Source organism: Psychrobacter sp. 16-MNA-CIBAN-0192 (genome assembly GCF_040309565.1).
Lineage (GTDB): Bacteria > Pseudomonadota > Gammaproteobacteria > Pseudomonadales > Moraxellaceae > Psychrobacter.
Map to the genome: position 1 here is coordinate 1 of NZ_JBEOOX010000043.1, position 495 is coordinate 495.

Sequence of the window (495 nt, forward strand, 5' to 3'; positions counted from 1 at the left end):
GAAAAGCATCTTACGGATGGCATGACAGTAAGAGAATTATGCAGTGCTGCCATAACCATGAGTGATAACACTGCGGCCAACTTACTTCTGACAACGATCGGAGGACCGAAGGAGCTAACCGCTTTTTTGCACAACATGGGGGATCATGTAACTCGCCTTGATCGTTGGGAACCGGAGCTGAATGAAGCCATACCAAACGACGAGCGTGACACCACGATGCCTGTAGCAATGGCAACAACGTTGCGCAAACTATTAACTGGCGAACTACTTACTCTAGCTTCCCGGCAACAATTAATAGACTGGATGGAGGCGGATAAAGTTGCAGGACCACTTCTGCGCTCGGCCCTTCCGGCTGGCTGGTTTATTGCTGATAAATCTGGAGCCGGTGAGCGTGGGTCTCGCGGTATCATTGCAGCACTGGGGCCAGATGGTAAGCCCTCCCGTATCGTAGTTATCTACACGACGGGGAGTCAGGCAACTATGGATGAACGAAAT

1 protein-coding gene is annotated in these 495 nt (G+C 50.9%); it reads left to right on the forward strand.

Annotated features, from left to right (window positions below):
- The coding region (gene bla, locus AAEY78_RS12275) for a class A beta-lactamase (protein WP_352339624.1) at positions 1–495 on the forward strand (495 nt) is incomplete at both ends.